Annotated in this window: 14 protein-coding genes; 7 read left to right on the top strand and 7 right to left on the bottom strand. The window is 39.2% G+C overall.

Annotation, left to right across the window (positions count from 1 at the left end):
* The first annotated feature begins 169 nt into the window (after window positions 1–169).
* Window positions 170–694, top strand: a complete 525-nt coding sequence (locus CA265_10200; protein ARS39999.1) for a hypothetical protein — start codon at window positions 170–172, stop codon at window positions 692–694.
* 21 nt (window positions 695–715) lie between these two features.
* Here the strand turns inward: CA265_10200 and CA265_10195 are convergent, their stop codons facing one another.
* From CA265_10195 to CA265_10180, 4 genes are all read right to left on the bottom strand, one after another.
* On the bottom strand, window positions 716–1,396 hold the full coding sequence (locus CA265_10195) for an esterase (protein ID ARS42952.1): 681 nt from the start codon (window positions 1,394–1,396) through the stop codon (window positions 716–718).
* A 114-nt stretch (window positions 1,397–1,510) separates the two neighbouring features.
* Window positions 1,511–2,098 (bottom strand): GDSL family lipase, encoded by a 588-nt coding sequence (locus tag CA265_10190; GenBank protein ID ARS39998.1) that lies wholly within the window; start codon window positions 2,096–2,098, stop codon window positions 1,511–1,513.
* 609 nt (window positions 2,099–2,707) lie between these two features.
* Window positions 2,708–3,793: an acyl-CoA desaturase gene (locus tag CA265_10185; GenBank protein ARS39997.1), complete on the bottom strand. Its 1,086-nt coding sequence runs from the start codon at window positions 3,791–3,793 to the stop codon at window positions 2,708–2,710.
* Between the two features lie 168 nt (window positions 3,794–3,961).
* Window positions 3,962–4,513 (bottom strand): hypothetical protein, encoded by a 552-nt coding sequence (locus CA265_10180; GenBank protein ID ARS39996.1) that lies wholly within the window; start codon window positions 4,511–4,513, stop codon window positions 3,962–3,964.
* Between the two features lie 601 nt (window positions 4,514–5,114).
* Between CA265_10180 and CA265_10175 the strand changes: the two genes are divergently transcribed.
* From CA265_10175 to CA265_10155, 5 genes are all read left to right on the top strand, one after another.
* Entirely contained in the window at window positions 5,115–5,315 is a 201-nt protein-coding gene (locus CA265_10175) for a hypothetical protein (GenBank protein ID ARS39995.1), read from the top strand.
* Between the two features lie 142 nt (window positions 5,316–5,457).
* The gene (locus CA265_10170) at window positions 5,458–8,064 is read left to right on the top strand and encodes a heme-binding protein (protein ARS39994.1); all 2,607 of its coding nucleotides are present in this window, start codon (window positions 5,458–5,460) and stop codon (window positions 8,062–8,064) included.
* 39 nt (window positions 8,065–8,103) lie between these two features.
* Complete coding sequence (locus CA265_10165) at window positions 8,104–9,999, top strand: heparinase (GenBank protein ARS39993.1); 1,896 nt, start codon at window positions 8,104–8,106, stop codon at window positions 9,997–9,999.
* Window positions 10,000–10,193: 194 nt separating this feature from the next.
* On the top strand, window positions 10,194–11,006 hold the full coding sequence (locus CA265_10160) for a serine acetyltransferase (GenBank protein ARS39992.1): 813 nt from the start codon (window positions 10,194–10,196) through the stop codon (window positions 11,004–11,006).
* A 12-nt stretch (window positions 11,007–11,018) separates the two neighbouring features.
* A complete protein-coding gene (locus CA265_10155; protein ARS39991.1) occupies window positions 11,019–11,891 on the top strand; it encodes a cysteine synthase B in 873 nt (290 codons plus the stop codon).
* 10 nt (window positions 11,892–11,901) lie between these two features.
* On the opposite strand, the gene CA265_10150 is transcribed toward CA265_10155, so the two are convergent.
* The 3 genes from CA265_10150 to CA265_10140 form a co-directional block, all read right to left on the bottom strand.
* Window positions 11,902–12,291 carry a hypothetical protein gene (locus tag CA265_10150; GenBank protein ID ARS39990.1) on the bottom strand — a complete coding sequence of 130 codons (390 nt, stop codon included), beginning with the start codon at window positions 12,289–12,291 and terminating at the stop codon, window positions 11,902–11,904.
* Window positions 12,292–12,306: 15 nt separating this feature from the next.
* Window positions 12,307–12,624 (bottom strand): hypothetical protein, encoded by a 318-nt coding sequence (locus CA265_10145; GenBank protein ID ARS39989.1) that lies wholly within the window; start codon window positions 12,622–12,624, stop codon window positions 12,307–12,309.
* Window positions 12,625–13,175: 551 nt separating this feature from the next.
* The gene (locus CA265_10140; GenBank protein ARS39988.1) at window positions 13,176–14,762 is read right to left on the bottom strand and encodes a hypothetical protein; all 1,587 of its coding nucleotides are present in this window, start codon (window positions 14,760–14,762) and stop codon (window positions 13,176–13,178) included.
* 155 nt (window positions 14,763–14,917) lie between these two features.
* On the opposite strand from CA265_10140, the gene CA265_10135 reads away from it, so the two are divergent.
* Window positions 14,918–16,534, top strand: a complete 1,617-nt coding sequence (locus tag CA265_10135; protein ID ARS42951.1) for a Na+/H+ antiporter — start codon at window positions 14,918–14,920, stop codon at window positions 16,532–16,534.
* The last annotated feature ends 147 nt before the right edge of the window (window positions 16,535–16,681 follow it).

Here is a 16,681-nt window from a genome sequence, read left to right as displayed (position 1 = left end):
TTTCTTGTTCAATCAGTGTTAAGATAAAGTCTTTCAGCGGTCAGTTTTTAGCCCAAACTTATTCGCTGTGTTCGCATGATATTTCATGCTGTTCATCGATTTAATGAAAAATTAATATTCGAATTGTAGCATATCCTAAGTTTATACCGTATTCATAGAAAATTAAATGATGAGAAACGCTTTTAAAATAACCGCCATCTTTTTTATTGCATTAAGCATCTTGAGTGCCTGCAAAAAGAAAACTGATAACCCCATGGATTTTACCATTGATGCAAAAAACCTAACGCTATGTAGTGAAGGAAACTGCTCATATGAGTATGTTAATTATGCAGCTATGAGCGATCAGCAGATGGCACTTACAACAGGACAACACCGGATTTTCTTGGCTACAAAAAGTAATAACTTTAGTACCACCCGGGTATATATCCTGGCGCCTATGCTGGGTGATAAATTTTTACTAACGGATGCTGATATTCTGGCTGGAAAAGTAAAACATCTGTTTTCTTGCCCTACATGTGATTATTTCAACTTAACTCCAATTGCAGGAACGGTTAAAGGAATTAAAGTGGCGAGCATGAATAGCTCAGCAGAAAAATGGCTGCTTGATGCAAATATTGTTTTAGCTGCCGAAAAATCCAGCAAACCTGTAGATACGCTTCACATTAAACAATATTTTAATTTAGCCGTAAAGTAAGAAAGCTTGCCTATATAATAATTAGATGTACATAGGCGCCATTTTTCGCCAGTAATGGGGGCGGTGCGCATTACTCTCCCAGGTATGAAACTGGTTGGGAACACCTTTTTCCCATAGCAGGCTACTCAGGTGTTGGTTGCCACTTAAAAAAGGATCCGTTTCGCCTACGGCCAGAATAATTTCCATGTTTCTAACTGCCGATAACAACCGGTCATCATTTAGGTTGGCTATATACTGGGCAGGCATATTAAAATAAACCTCATCGCTGTGAAATCCGTTCAGCAGGTCTCTAAAATCGCCTATGTTATCCGTAAGGTCGTACCTTCCGCTAATGCCGACTGCTTTTTTGAATAACCAGGGGTATTTCATGGCCAGGTTTATCGCGTGATAAGCCCCCATGCTGCAACCGGCAGTTTCTACATAATCGCCACCATTTTTTTGATAAATAAGCGATAATACTTCTTCAAGGAGATATTTTTCATATTGTAAATGCCTGTTGATCCGTACCGATGGAAATACCTCATCATTATAAAAGCTCTCTCCATCTATGCTGTCTACACAGAAAATTTGAAGTTCACCATTTTCAATCTGCGTACTTAATGAAGCGATAATTCCCCAATTTTCGTAATCGTAAAACCTGGCCATTCGGGTAGGAAAAAAGATAACTGCTCTTCCGGCATGGCCGAAAACCAGTAGTTCCATATCCCGTTGGAGATGATGACTGAACCATTTATGATATTCCCTGTTCATTAACTTCAATTCTTTTGCGGAAAATTAAGGCATGTATGTTATCGGGATATTAATTGAGCGTAATGATTAACCTAATTTCTCTCTAACAGTAGTGGCCCATAAACGATAACCTTCTTCACTCAGGTGAAGTCCGTCGTGATCGTAAAGTGCCGGATTTGGGTTGCCTTCTTTGTTGAGCATTTTCTTAAAAACATCAATAAATTTCCAATGGCTGTTGAGTTTAATAATTTCGCTTTCGATAAGGTTATTGGTATACCTAAACTGATCGGCCATTTGCCAGCGGGTAAGGCTGGGTTTTAAGGAAATAAAATAACAGGGCAGTATGCCAAAGCGTTGGTTAACCTTAACCATCAGCTGCTGGAAAAATATAAATATCTCTTCCGGGTTTCTGCCATCGCCAAGGTCGTTATCGCCCGCATATACCACAAGTGCTTTAGGCTTGTAGTCGATCATGATCCGCTCAAAAAACCATACACATGCGGCTAATGTAGAACCACCAAAGCCTAAATTAGTTACTTTCATGTAATCAAAATCATCCTCCAGACTATTCCATAAACGAATAGATGAACTGCCATAGAAAATAACACCCGGATGCTCCCGATCTAAGCGATGCGCCCTTTCCAATTGTTTAACTTCTTCTTCGTACCAGTACATACCGTTAAAGATAAAAATATCTGCCTCCTGAAGAAATGTATTGTGTGTTAAGTTTATGTTATGAGCTATGGGGATGGTGGTTTAGTAGTTCATTAGTTCATTGGTTCATTGGTTCATTGGTTCATTGGTCATTGGTTCATTGGTCATTGCTCATTAGTTCATTAGTCATTAGTTCATTGGTCATTTGTTGATTGAGTTTTTAGTTCATTCACACGAAATCAGCACTTAATGACCTGAATTTCTTAATGGTTGAGAAATAAAGTTTGACGCTTTTTTACCATTAAGGATTTAAGAACATTAAGTTGAGCTATTGTCCTTAACTAATGGTTGAGAAGTATGGTTGTATAGAAGTCTATTTGTTATATAATTCCAAAGAAATATAACTTAATGCCCTGAATTTCTTAATGGTCAGGAAATAAAGTTTGAAGCTCTTTACCATTAAGGATTTAAGAACATTAAGTTTGAATCCAAGGAAATATAACTTAATGCCCTGAATTTCTTAATGGTTGAGAAATAAAGTTTGAAGCTCTTTACCATTAAGGATTTAAGAACATTAAGTTTCAATTATTGCCCATAACTTATTCGTTAGGTAATGAAATTGAAAGATGGCTAAATTGTTTCGGGCTGTCCCATTTTTTTAAGAATACGGTAGTGGGAGCGGAGTGCTGATATAAAAGTGGCGTTTTCGTGATAAGGCAATCCAAATTCCAAGGCTGTTTGTTTTACGATTGTGGAGATTTGTCCATAATGTACATGGCAAATTTTTGGGAAAAGATGGTGTTCTATCTGCCGGTTCAATCCACCAAGAAAGAAAGCTGAAATAGGGCACTGGGTAGCAAAGTTAGCGGTAGTACGCATTTGATGTTCTGCCCAGGCTTCTTCCATATTACCTTCGGCATTGGTGGAAGGAAAAGTGGTTCCTTCTACTACATGAGCAAGTTGAAAAACAAGTCCCATGGTTAACCCTTGCGCCATGTGTAACACAACGAAACCGATGGCAACCTGCCACCACGAGACTGCCATAAACAATATCGGTAAACCAATAAAAATAAAATAATACAGAAACTTATAGAAAAAGAGGTTAAAGTATTCAACTTTCGGATGCTTGTTCTGACAGGCACCAACACTTTTTTGAAAGAACTTTTTATAATCTTTACGAAATACCCAGGAAAGCGAAGCCAAACTATATAAAGGAAAGGCGTACCATTGCTGGAAACGCTGATGAGGTTTTAACTCATCTTCGGTACAGATCCGTATTAAGCCTGGTGCCACTTCAATATCTTCATCATGACCTGGGATATTGGTATAAGTATGGTGCACCACATTGTGCGTAATGTTCCATACATATGGATTAGCCCCAACCATATTAAAAAGAAAACTGAAAAATGAATTGGTGCGTTTAGAGCTCGAAAACGAACCATGGATGGCATCGTGACAGATATTAAAACCAATAAATGCACAGGTTGCGCCAAGTAAAATGGTAAGTCCCAAAAGTATACTGATGTGAACGTTTAAAAGGAGTATAGCAAAGTAAAGTGCCAGAAATATGGTCAGGAAAAGACAGGCTTTGAACCACATCAGTACATTGGCATTGGTACTTCTGTTGTGCGTTTTAAAGTGGTTGTTTACTCTGCTGCGAACTTCAGCGTAAAATGTATTTCCCGGTAAACATGGGAATTTAGCTTTTGATTTCATGATCTTGTACCCTTATCTACCCCATGTACGAGGTCGATACTCCAAGTTCATTAAGCTTTATGTATAACCTGGCTAATGCGCCAAGCTTAGTTATAAACGTAAACTAATTTGTTTTAGTTTTCGACGAAGGTAATAAATTAACTGGTGAGTTTTGCAGTTAAAAGACACCTACTTGATTTCGTTGATCAGGATATCTAAACCAAAGCCAGTGGTTTGCAAGATGAGCGGAAAGTTGGGATTGTTTAAAATCCAGAGTTCCAATTTGCCATCTTCACTAGCTACATTGGTTGCATCAACCTCTTTGTCGCCAAATTTAAGTGGTTTTATACCTGTTTCCTTTGTTTTGAACTTAATGGTGTTATAGGTAAACGTTTTATGGTCTACCAATGATTTATATGCTTCTTTCGAAATCAGTCCATATGTTTCATCATCGCCTAGCTTTGTGATTCCCTGCAGAGGTTGTTGTGTATAGATGGCCTTACCATTTTCAAAAGCTTTTTGGTTGATTTCGAACTCACCTTCGCCATAGCCTTCTACAAACCAGGCAAAAGTAATGGGCGCTTCAATGCGCTTAATGGTAAAAAGCACAGGCACATCCCTGCTCTGAACATAAACTGTTGCGCTTAAGGTGGTACCTGCCTTAATTTCGGGCATTACTTTTTGTGCCTGGGCCACCAACAAAAATCCTAAGCAGTAAAAAGTGAAGATAATTTTTTTCATAATGGATTTAATTTTCTTGTCAATGACCTAACCTTACGAAATTATTCAATTTAACTGAAATTGAAAATACCCATGTCTGTTAACTTTATGTTAAGCAACTGACGCATAGCTTCGTAAAACCAGGGATTTGTGTAGAGAATTGGGATTGATCTGTTTGGGCATAGGATTTTATTGCATCCTTATCATTCCGGAAAAACATGATAGAGAACTTGATTTTACTGAACCCAAATAATACGCTGGCTTAGTTCAATCCTGCTGCAATGAAGAAACAACAGATAAGTATTGGTAATACATACAGCGATCATATATTTTTTATCCTGGTGGGCAGTCCGTTACGTTTGTATAATGCTAATATAAGGCATACAAATTTAGCCCAGCCATAATGGTTTGGGAATTAAAATGAACAAAAACACAGGCTACTCGCTGTAGTTCCTCTTATTAGCAGCATAAACATGGTACCAAATGTACAGAATCCATATTAATACCACGGTGCTGTAAACCAATTCGGGTTCAAATGAATCCCTTGTAATTAACAGCGCAATGGAGGATATCAGGGCAGTCAGGAAGAAATAAAGAATATTTTTCATAACGTACTGATTTAATGAATGTTGGATTTAGTAAATATAATAAAATGTATGCTATAATTCAAGTTATTATGAAAATAATTTACCTGATTGTGATGATGGAAGGTTTTTCTTCAGTTTTTAAGGTGTTTTTTGCTTATTTAATAGCTGTTTTTCTGATTTCTAATGCAATTATGGCTGTTTCTCGGGGATTATACCGGGTAAAGTCAGGAATTTAATTTTTGCTATTAATAAAAGGTATAAGACCTTGTCGCTACGCATAAATTAAGAATTAAAACAACACAAAATTGTGGCATAAGGAAATTTATATTTTTTTGTAAGTTTACGCGACACAAACTAACCAGAAACAATAACACACAAATGATTAAATTCTCTTTAAGCTTAATTTCTTTCACCCTAGTTTTTTTTGGATTAAAAAACTTTTTTAGCGAACCCAGGATACAACGCGTATCACCCCCCGAATTAACGATAACCAATTTTGCAGGTCCAGATGTTACACCCAGTCCAGCCTGTTTAGCAGTCGCACCAACAGGAGAAGTATATGTTGGTGTGGATATGATCGGCTCATTAGGTAAAGATCCTGGAAAAGGCCACATCCTTAAATTAATAGATAAGGATAACGATGGTAAAATGGACGAACATGTAGATTTTGCCGAAGTGGATAATCCCCGCGGTATTATTGTTCAAGGCAGCCAGGTATATGTATTACACACCACTTTTTCGAAAGAAACAAAACAGGCTACCGGCATGAATTTGGTTGTTTTCGAAGATAAGGATGGCGATGGTAAAGCTGATGGACCTGAAAAACCACTTATTGAGCACATCAGTAATGCCAAATATATCCGCGAACGTGGTACCGACCATGCCACCAATGGTATAAGAATGGGGATTGATGGATGGATTTACATTTCTGTAGGAGATTTTGGATTCCATGATGCTGTAGACCGTTCAGGTAAAAAATTAACCATGTTAGGCGGCGGGATTATGCGCGTTCGTCCTGACGGAACTGAAATGGAAGTATATACACATGGTACACGTAATGTTTATGATGTAGCGATCGATCCTTACATGAACGTTTTTACCAGAGAAAATACCAATGATGGTGGAGGATGGAATGTTCGTTTCTCGCACCACATACAATCAGGTGAATATGGTTACCCTGTTTTATTTCAGAATTTTACTGACGAGATTATTCCGGCACTTGCCGATTTAGGTGGAGGATCGGGTACCGGCGCGTTATTTATGGATGAGCCGAACTGGCCTGAACAATATAACCATGTACCAATGATGGCCGATTGGGGCAGAAGCATGCTTTATATTCATCGAGTAACTACTGATGGGCCTACCTTTACCCAAAAAGACGAAGATTTTATTAAATTACCTCAAATTACCGATCTTGATGTAGACGGTTCAGGAAGATTGTATCTGTCGGCATGGGATGGCGCAGGTTATTCTGGCAGTCCGAATAAAGGTTACATTGTTCGTGCTGTGCCAAATAACTGGACATATAAAGCTTTTCCTGATGTTAAAAAAGCTTCAATTAAAAAACTAACCGAGTTACTTAAATCCAATAGTGCGGTAGGCCGTTTAACGGCTTCGCAGGAATTGGTTGCACGCAACAATAAACAAGCTATTGCAACGGCTTTAAAAGTAGCTTCCGATCAGGGTTTAGCACTTGATGTACGTATTGCTGGTATTTATACTTATGCACAGCTGACCAAAGAAAACGGTATCGCTACTTTAGTTGAATTTACCAAAGATAAAGCAGTTAAGGAATTTGCATTAAAAGCACTTGCTGATCGTAAAGGCAGTATAGGTAAAGTGCCGGTTGAACCATTTTTAGAAGGTTTAAAAGATCCTTCTGTTCGCGTTCAGGCTGCTTCGATAATTGGTTTAAACCGTTTGGGCAGGGCAGAAGTTGCCAATGTGCTTTTACAAACCAAGGTCCCTGCTTCGTTTACAGCACCTGCAAAAGGCACCGAAGGACCTCATGCAACACCTAATTCAGCCATTATTTTGCCTCACTTAGCTGTTCGGGCCTTAGTTGATCTTCAGGCAGTAGATGCTTTGCTTGCTGCGGTAAAAACTGAAAATTCTACCCTTGCGCTTTGGGCATTACGTTATATACATACTGAAAAAGCAGTTAACGGGCTGATTGAAAACTACAAACAATCGAATGATGAAAAATTAAAACAACAGATCCTGGTTACCTTAGGCCGTTTATATAAAAAAGAAATTGCCTACGATGCGAGCTGGTGGTGGGGTACACGCCCTGACTCTCATGGCCCATATTTTAAGGCGGTTTCGTGGGAAGGTTCTCCTATCATCGAGAAATTTCTGAAAGAAGAAGCAACCAAAGCCGGAGCGCAGGGAAAACAGTTTTATGTTGATTTAAATGCACGCCAAAGGATGGATATCCCTGAATTTGCCGAAGAAGAAAAAGTAGCGGCTACTGAAGAACCAAAAATTGATCTGGATAAAATCAAAAACAAAAAAGGTCAGGTAGGTAAATCATCTATCGAAGATGTGTTGCTGGCTATTAATAAATTACAGGGCAATCCTTTAAAAGGAAGAAATATTTTCAATAGTCAGGGTTGTGTAGCCTGCCATAGTTTAAGCAAGAGCGAGAAAATGAAAGGTCCGTTTATGGGACAAATTGGCTCTATTATGAACCGTGAGCAGATTGCAGAATCGATATTGAAACCTAATGCTTCTATTTCTCAGGGATTTGCTTCGGTCATGATTAGTGCTAAAGGCGACCGTACCTATATGGGGTTCATTACAGAAGAAACAGCTGCCAAAGTAGTGGTTCGTAATATTGCAGGTGAGGTTTTTACCATTAAAGCAGGCGATATTTTATCGAGAAAAGAAATGGAAACTTCGATGATGCCGGAAGGTTTGGCTAATTCATTATCATATGAAGAATTAGCTTCGCTGGTTACTTTTTTATCTGAACAGAAAAAATAGTTTCCCCTATAAAAATTTGATAAGGATGATCGTTAACCCATGAAGAAAAATCAGCTTATCACAATCATATTTACCATCATAACCTTGTTTTGCTCAACGCTTGCAGTCGGGCAAAACAAGGAAATTGATTCTACTTTTAAGATGCCTCCGCATCCAAGGTTACTGATAAGCCACGAGCTTGAAACACAGATCTTAGAAAATGTCAGGCGCGATCGGAGGTTTAAACAAATCCATCAAGCCATACTATCAGCAGCAGATCAGGTTTTAAATAAACCTGCATTAGAACGCATAATGATTGGTAAACGTTTACTTGATGTATCAAGAGAAGCACTCAAAAGAATTTATTACCTTTCTTATGCTTACAGGTTTAGCCACGATAAAAAGTATGTAACCAGGGCTGAAAAAGAACTGCTTGCTGTATCCGGCTTTAAAGATTGGAACCCCAGTCATTTTCTTGATGTCGGTGAAATGACTATGGCTTTGTCAATAGGTTACGATTGGTTATATCAGGATTTGCCCCAATCAACCAGAAATATAGTGGCGCTTGCCATTCTCGAGAAGGGAATACAACCTTCAACAGATACTAAATATAACAACTGGTTAAATATTACCAATAACTGGAATCAGGTATGTAATGCGGGAATCACATTTGGTGCAATTGCTACTTTTGAAACGCATCCCGCTTTATCCGCCAAACTGATTAACCGTGCAATAAAAAGTGTAACCCTACCCATGAAACAATATGCGCCAGATGGGGCTTATCCGGAAGGTTATGGCTACTGGGAATATGGTACTTCTTTTAATGTGATGTTTATCAGTGCTTTGGAGGGCATTTTTCATCAGGACTTTGGCCTGAGCGCTCAGCCGGGTTTCCTTAAAACGGCTGATTACCTGACTAATATGACGGGGCCTTCGGGCACTCCTTTTAATTATTCTGATAGCCGGGCGGTTGCCGAATTTAATCCGGCACTTTTTTGGTTTGCATCCAAACTAAAAGATCCCGGCTTATTATGGGTAACCAAGCAACAGCTCGATGAACAAATGCCTTTACAGAATAGGTTGCTGCCATCGGCAATGATCTGGGGCGCAAAATTATCGCTTAACCATATTCAACCTAAAACTGCACAATTTTGGACCGGAAACGGCCCTAATCCGGTGGCTTTAATGCGCAGTTCATGGACTGATCCCCTGGCTACTTTTGTTGGATTTAAAGGTGGTTCGCCTGCTGTTAGCCATGGCCATATGGATGTAGGTTCTTTCATCATGGAATCGCAAGGCGTACGATGGGCAATGGATTTTGGAATGCAGGAATACGAATCGCTCGAATCAAAAGGAATTAATCTTTGGGACAGCAAACAAAATGCACAGCGCTGGAAAATATTCCGTTATAATAATCTCGCACACAATACCCTTTCAATCGATAGTACCTTGCAGAACGTAAAGGGAAATGCTGCTTTCATCAGTAGCAGTGATGATGGTCAGTTTATGAACGCTGTTGCCGATTTGAGCACCTTATATACTGATAAACTAAATAAATCAATTAGAGGGGTCGCTTTGATTAATAAAAAAACGGTGCTGATCCGTGATGAAATAACTGTAGGAAACACAGATGTAACTCTTCGGTGGTCGATGGTTACACCTGCAAGGGTGCAGATTATTGATGGGCATACCATCGAATTAAGTTACCAGGGCAAAAAATGTTATCTCTTCGTTGATGCCAAAAGCGAAGTTAAAATGAAAACCTGGTCGACGGATCCACTTACCGATTATGATGCCAAAAATCCAGGTACTTCAATTGTAGGATTCGAAGTAAGGCTCAAAGCCGGTAGCGAACAGGCCATATCCGTTTTTATAGATGCGCAATCCCCCTCACCAAAAAGCTTTTCTGCTCAACCCATATCCAGCTGGGCTAAAAATAATAAGGCCGGTAGTTAACGTGTTTTCTAAGCCTCCATTTTAAAGGTCGTTCTTTCTAAAAACGGATGAAGATGAATTTTATTGTTATTGTCGAGCAATTTTTAGCATAAAATTGCGCCAGTTGTTTTGGTTTAAAAAAACAAAACTTACATTTAGCGATTAAATCTATATACCTAGTCGATGAGCAGATCGGAGCGGTATAACCACCAGTTATGGAAGACCATTTTTTTGAACAAATTATTAAGAACCCTCTTGAACAACCAAATATTCCACCCAATGAAGTGATATCCCGTTGGGCAGAAAAGTTAATTCAGGTACTTTTTCCAGAAAATTCCCCTAAAGTATTTTCAACGATTACAGAAGTAAAAGAATATATTGCTGTTTTGGAACTTGAGCTTTATGATATCATATCGGCCAGTTGCAGGCTTAAAAATAGTGAATGTAAAAATGCAGCCGGTCAGTTTTTTGAAGAACTACCAGCGCTTTACCGTGTATTGAATACCGATATCGTAGCCATTTATGAAGGCGATCCGGCGGCACAGAGCAGGTTTGAGGTAATCAGAACCTATCCGGGTTTTTATGCCATCTGTTTCTACAGGATTGCCCATATGCTTTATAATTTCGGTATACCATTGGTTCCGAGGATACTTACCGAATATGCCCATTCTAAAACAGGTATCGATATCCACCCGGCAGCGAGTATTGGCGAGTACTTTCATATCGATCATGGAACTGGGATTGTTATCGGCGAAACCAGTACAATAGGCCGTTATGTGAAACTTTATCAGGGCGTAACACTTGGCGCGTTAAGTGTTAAGAAAACACTGGCAGGCAGCAAACGCCACCCAACCGTAGAGGATAGGGTAGTTATCTATTCCGGAGCGACCATACTAGGCGGCGAAACCATCATCGGACATGATAGTATTATCGGGGGAAATGTATGGCTTACTGAAAGTATTCCGGCCTTTTCTACGGCTTATCATTCTCCAATAATTACCATTAGAAACCATAAAGAAACCAATTAAATATATTAAAATATGGCAGGAATAATCGATCTGATCGGAAATACGCCAATGGCTGAACTTCAAAAGCTGAATATTAACCCAGCTGTACGGGTATTTGCCAAATTAGAAGGAAACAATCCGGGCGGTAGTGTTAAAGATAGGGCATCGCTCAATATGATCAGAAGTGCAATAGAACGGGGTGATGTAGTGCCAGGAACTAAACTGGTAGAGGCTACAAGTGGTAACACCGGCATTGCATTGGCCATGATTGCAAGTTTATATAACTTAGAAATTGAACTGGTGATGCCAGCCAATTCAACACGCGAACGTAAGGTAACGATGGAAGCCTTCGGCGCAAAAGTAACCCTGTTGGAAAGTATTGAAGATTGCAGGGATTATGCAGAAGAAAAAGGCGTTTCAAAAGGATATTTTTTATTAAATCAATTTGCCAATCCAGATAATTACCTGGCTCATTATAAAACAACCGGACCTGAAATATGGAGGGATACCGAAGGAGAGATTACACATTTTGTAAGCTCCATGGGGACAACAGGCACCATTATGGGTTGTTCGAGGTTTTTTAAGGAAAAAAATAACGATATTCAGATTATTGGCTGTCAACCCACTGAAGGTTCTTCAATTCCAGGCATCAGGCGTTGGCCTGAAGAATATTTGCCAAAAATATTCGATCCGCTAAGGGTAGACCGGGTAATGGATATTGCACAGGAAGAAGCAACCCTAATGTCGAGACGAATGGCTAAAGAAGAAGGTTTATTTGCAGGAATGAGCTCAGGCGGTGCCTGTGCAGCTGCATTGAAGCTGGCCAGCGAACTGGATAAAGGAACTATTGTTTTTATTGCTTGTGACCGGGGAGACCGCTACCTAAGCAGCGATCTTTTTGGTTGAGGATAAATCATTAATCTTGCTGGGCTTTTTTAGATAAAAGCATGCGAACCCTTTGCGTAATGGCTTCCATTTCAAAGGGTTTTTCTATGTAATCATCCCAATGCGTTTTGTAATAAGCACCCTTATGAATGCCATTTCGTGATGACATGAGCAGGATAGGAATGGAACCATGTACCGATAGCTTTAGTTCTGTACATATCGCCCTTCCGTCGGTCATACCCAACATATTATCGATTAAAATAATATCGGGTTGGAAAGCAGCAACCTTGCTATGTAAATCCATCGCACTGGAAAGGTTCATGGTAATGTAGCCTTCAAATTCGAAGATCATCTTTATGGCGTCAAGCGTGGCAGGATGATCTTCAATAATTAATATTTTTGGTTGGGATAGGGAGAACATTTTTTGTATGATTTGTTAAGGAAAGCTAAGATTACCAGTACCTCTTTTTTTTAGCAATAACTCAAATATTTTCGAGTCTGTTCTGGTGAGGCTGTCAAGCGAGTTGCGTAAACTCTGGTTCACCAGACTTAAATTGGTAAACATGGTTCTAAGTGTTTCGTTTTCATCTCTCAGCTCCATAAGTTCATGGGCTATGCTCCCAAAATCTCTTATCCAGCTGTCAAAACAGTTTTTATCAATTGCTAAGGCAGTATAAATTTCTTCGGGATCTCTGCCGTTGTAAAATTCCTGGATGCTGCCAATAATTTTAGCAGGGCTGTTAGTCGGTTTCATGGTTGGTTTTCGGATGCTGTTTGCACAGAAGGCTAAACCGTCCCCTGTCTAGACCTCCTGCGGCACAGCAATATTTTAAAATGTTTTCAATTAGGGATAGGGACAAAGAAATAGAGCGTTTTAGAGTTATCAAAATTTTTGGCTACGCACTAATACGCACCAACTTTAAATATTTGGATTTCAGTGAGAAGGGTGAAATGTAATTGGCATTTGAGTTCATTATATATAGTTTTTGATGAATTAGCGTTTTAAATAAGCCATGCCGTCAGGCGTGTAACAAATCATCCCGGAAAAGACCGTTTCTGTCGACATGGCTAAAAAAGCGAGTACAACCCAGACAAAATGCATTAAGCCTGTTTGGTTAAAAAACGGTATCGCACCGCGTGCACTCTAAATAGCTATATGCAAAGAGGGTGCGGCAGCTTGCTTATGGGGATACGCATTTCTACGCACGTAGATGCAAGTTGTTGTTTTAAAGATGGTTAAGTAATTTTAGGTTATTTGTTATTGAAATAAGGACAGAGAAAAATCAATTTATTTTTGTATATTATTTAGGACGATTTGGTGAGGTCTAACATCCAGGTGAGCATATTTGTTTCACCATCTATGCCAAGTTTTTTCCGAATTCTGTATTTACGGCTTTCAACCGAACGCACACTGAGTTTACAGGTCCTGGCAATTTCTTTAGTATCGAAATTTAACCTGATGTAAGCACAAAGTGTTAATTCTACGGGTAATAGCTGAGGTGAAATCTCAAGCAGCCTTTCGATAAATACAGGTTCAGCCTCACTAAAGCGTTTCATAAACGATGGGTCTTTGGCATGAGCAAGTTCTATAAGTGCTTTTAGCGAAAGCTGCTCAACAGGTTTTTCTGTTTTTGCGTCGAGTTGTTTACGATAACCTTCCACCTGTTCCTGAAGCAGGATCCGTTGTCGCCGGAAATGCGCATTATGCCGCGTTAATAACCTTAAACGTTGTCCGTAAAGGCCAAGGCTGATGAGTATTCCTTCAATTATTCCGGCCAAAGTGAGTAAATTAAAACTGTAGGATTGAAAGGGGATGAATTCCGTTAAACAAAAAACAAGGTAAATCGAAATCAGCGCTACAGGAATCCATCCGAGTACGTAACACCAGATGAGTGGATTGTTTTTGGCATATCCGCGGATGATGATAACTTTAACACTACTGAAAAGAAAAAGTAAAGAAGTTAATAAAAACAATACCTGTGTAAATACATTGGTGATGTTTCTGGCATCCCATAAAGAGCAGATTAGAATTAAAGCCCATCCAAACATTAAAACCTTAAAGAATTGATGCAACTGAGGGAGTTGCCGCCTGAGTTTTAAAAAATAACTGTTAAACAGCACCGTACAAATATAGCCGAGGGCAATAAAAAAATGAGCATGCACTACAATAAACCTGGCGATTGCCTGGTTCAGCAGTAAGCCATAACCTTGAAGATAGCAAACCATGACAATAAAATAGAGCAAAATAATCCGCGCTGTATAAAGTGCAAAGAGTTTACTTCGTGTAACAACGAACATAAAAACATGAAAAATGAGAATCATTAATTCAATACCCATGTAAATAGGCTGTAAACTATGTGCTTTAAATAAAGCATGGTTCAATACCGATTCGGTAACCAGTTTAACAGGTACCAGTAAAGTATTCATGGCCCGCATTCTCACATATACTTCGCCAACAGGTTCTTGTGCCTGTTGTAAAGGGAAAACATAGCCTGTACCCAGAATGTTATCATTTTGTTTCAGGTTGAACATACCAGAATTGATCTGGATTAGCTTACCGAGTTTATCGCGATAAAATACGCTGATGGAATCGATATTTGCATAATTGATAAACAGATAAGGAATCGTTTGGGTGTTTTTGGTAAAACGGAATTTCATCCACCATACTTTTCCGCTGGTTCCGCCATTAAAAATTGCTGACTTGCCTTTTGAAAAATAAGCTGACTTAAGTTGCGCTACCTTTTCAAAAGATGTTGTTTTGAGCGTATCCTGCCAAAAGTATCCTGCTTTGCCAATATTATCAAAAGTTTGTTTCTCCACCTGAATCACCGGTTGAGCCATGCAAAGGCTGCCTTCTATTAAGAAAGCGATAAGAATAAAAATGGTCTTCATTAATTAAACCAATGTAAAAAAGCAGGGATGACTTATTACAGGGGAGAAATTATAGCTTTATAACAGTAAATCCAAATTTTATCTCAAAAAAGAACATAATCCGAATGGTTTGGCATTCAGATCAAATTTGTATTTTAGACCAAGCCAGAAATTTTATGCATCAACTCATTATACAATACGCTTTCTTACTTGCAATTATTCTGTTTGTTGTCATGCTGGCACAAAAAATCCGTGTGGCATATCCTATTGTGTTGGTCATAGCCGGTTTAGCATTAAGTTTTTTACCGATCCTTCGCAACATTGAAATTGAACCAGAACTCATATTTGTAATCTTTTTACCACCGTTGCTGTATGAGGCAGCATGGAATACTTCGTGGAAAGATTTCTGGAAATGGCGTAGGGTAATCAGCAGTTTTGCTTTTCCAATTGTTATTTTTACCTCCAGTATTGTAGCGCTAATTTCTCAAAGCCTGATACCAGGTTTTACATGGGCCCTGGGCTTTTTGTTAGGTGGCATTATTTCTCCACCAGATGCCGTATCCGCATCGGCCATACTTAAAAATGTTAAAGTACCTAAAAGGCTCACCACCATATTAGAAGGCGAAAGTTTACTAAACGATGCATCCAGTTTGGTGGTATTCCGCTTTGCATTAGCAGCCGTAATGACCGGAAGTTTCGTATTTAGTAAGGCTGCAGGTAATTTTGTGCTGGTTATTGTAATGGGCATTTTGATCGGAATTGCGGTGGCCTTAGTTTTTTACGCGCTACACCGGTGGTTACCTACCACTACCAATATTGATATTATCCTTACTTTTTTAACGCCCTATGTCATGTACATCACTGCAGAGGAATTTGAGTTTTCTGGTGTATTGGCGGTAGTGAGTGGAGGTTTGTTTCTTTCGGCCCGCAGAGACCGTATTTTGACCCATAGGAGCCGGCTGCAGGGCATAAATGTTTGGGAAGCCGTGGCTTTTGTATTGAATGGCTTTGTTTTTTTATTAATTGGCTTAGAATTTCCGGTTATTATTCATGGCCTGGGTAATGATGGCCTTTTACCCGCCATCCGCTATAGCGCTATTATTTGCACGGTTTTAATTGTCACCAGGTTAGCCAGTACCTATGGTGCTTTATACTTCACACGTTTCATTAGCCGTTATATCACCACAGCTGATCCAAATCCAAGCTGGAAAGCACCTTTGCTTTTTGGTTGGGCAGGAATGAGAGGGGTGGTTTCTTTGGCTGCAGCACTTTCTATTCCGGTGGCTTTAAAGTCGGGTGAAGCTTTTCCCCAGCGTAACTTAATCTTGTTTATTACCTTCAGTGTGATATTGGTTACTTTGGTTTTGCAAGGCTTAACATTACCAGCATTAATAAAATGGGTAGATATGCCCGATCCGGATTATACAGTTTCTTTCGAACAACAAAAACAAATGGTGAGAAAGAAATTGTCCATGTTATCACTTAAGATCCTGGATGAAAAATACCACGATGCCTTATTGCATAATGATATGATCAGATCGATAAAAATTCGTATTGAGGCAGAAATGGAATTGTTGCGGGATTGGGAAAAAGAAGAAAACATTTCACGGGCTGAGGGCTTTTACCACGATTATCGCGTTGCACTTGAAGATATCATGGCTGAACAGCGTATTTTATTGAAAGGGTTAAACAAAAAAGAGCAGATTAATGATGAACTGATCAAAGAACAGTTAGAGCTGCTCGATCTGGAAGAAGAAAAACTTCGCCGGCATTTTAGTCAGCGGGATGCCTAAACATCAGCTTCTCTTTACGGTACCATTGCTCAATTTTATCCAATTAAATGTGTAATCATAGTCGCGTAATGTGCCCACATTGTGCGGTGTTACACATACATGTTTACACTACATAGCTGTAATTTCGGATGTCGTTTATCTGATGAA

The organism is Sphingobacteriaceae bacterium GW460-11-11-14-LB5 (assembly GCA_002151545.1).
Lineage (GTDB): Bacteria > Bacteroidota > Bacteroidia > Sphingobacteriales > Sphingobacteriaceae > Pedobacter.
Note: the sequence above shows the minus strand (reverse complement) of the source record. Positions and strands in the feature narration are given on the sequence as shown.

Coding starts and splice junctions, on each gene's coding strand:
- CA265_10200 (ARS39999.1), top strand. CDS start 170: ATGAGAAACGCTTTTAAAATAACCGCCATCTTTTTTATTGCATTAAGC.
- CA265_10195 (ARS42952.1), bottom strand. CDS start 1,396: ATGGAACTACTGGTTTTCGGCCATGCCGGAAGAGCAGTTATCTTTTTT.
- CA265_10190 (ARS39998.1), bottom strand. CDS start 2,098: ATGTACTGGTACGAAGAAGAAGTTAAACAATTGGAAAGGGCGCATCGC.
- CA265_10185 (ARS39997.1), bottom strand. CDS start 3,793: ATGAAATCAAAAGCTAAATTCCCATGTTTACCGGGAAATACATTTTAC.
- CA265_10180 (ARS39996.1), bottom strand. CDS start 4,513: ATGAAAAAAATTATCTTCACTTTTTACTGCTTAGGATTTTTGTTGGTG.
- CA265_10175 (ARS39995.1), top strand. CDS start 5,115: ATGAATGTTGGATTTAGTAAATATAATAAAATGTATGCTATAATTCAA.
- CA265_10170 (ARS39994.1), top strand. CDS start 5,458: ATGATTAAATTCTCTTTAAGCTTAATTTCTTTCACCCTAGTTTTTTTT.
- CA265_10165 (ARS39993.1), top strand. CDS start 8,104: ATGAAGAAAAATCAGCTTATCACAATCATATTTACCATCATAACCTTG.
- CA265_10160 (ARS39992.1), top strand. CDS start 10,194: ATGGAAGACCATTTTTTTGAACAAATTATTAAGAACCCTCTTGAACAA.
- CA265_10155 (ARS39991.1), top strand. CDS start 11,019: ATGGCAGGAATAATCGATCTGATCGGAAATACGCCAATGGCTGAACTT.
- CA265_10150 (ARS39990.1), bottom strand. CDS start 12,291: ATGTTCTCCCTATCCCAACCAAAAATATTAATTATTGAAGATCATCCT.
- CA265_10145 (ARS39989.1), bottom strand. CDS start 12,624: ATGAAACCGACTAACAGCCCTGCTAAAATTATTGGCAGCATCCAGGAA.
- CA265_10140 (ARS39988.1), bottom strand. CDS start 14,762: ATGAAGACCATTTTTATTCTTATCGCTTTCTTAATAGAAGGCAGCCTT.
- CA265_10135 (ARS42951.1), top strand. CDS start 14,918: ATGCATCAACTCATTATACAATACGCTTTCTTACTTGCAATTATTCTG.